The sequence below is a fragment of the Paraburkholderia sp. SIMBA_030 genome (assembly GCF_046535245.1).
GTDB lineage: Bacteria > Pseudomonadota > Gammaproteobacteria > Burkholderiales > Burkholderiaceae > Paraburkholderia.
On sequence record NZ_JAWRXB010000719.1, the window covers coordinates 1 to 266 of the forward strand.

Consider the following 266-nt stretch of genomic DNA (forward strand, 5'->3'; position numbering starts at 1 on the left):
GTTTTCCACATCCGACGACAGCGACTGCGCCAACGCATGCACGCTGATGTCGAAGATCGGCTCGTAGCCGCTCGTCAGTTCGAGGTCGTTAAAGCGCGCGAGCGCGAAGTCTCCGTGGCTGCCGGAGCCCATCGCCAGATGTTTGCCGAGAAAGGCATGGTCACTGGCGCGCGCAACGAGAGTGGGGATGGTCGGCGGAATCATTTAGGCGAATGGATCACTTGGTGGCGTGTCGGCGCCGGGACAACGCGCGTACACCGCATCTT

General features: G+C 61.7%; 1 pseudogene. It reads right to left on the bottom strand.

What is annotated here, in order from left to right:
* Positions 1 to 204 (bottom strand): annotated as a pseudogene (locus SB772_RS41830) (diguanylate phosphodiesterase); the annotation flags it as partial.
* Positions 205 to 266: the final 62 nt, after the last annotated feature.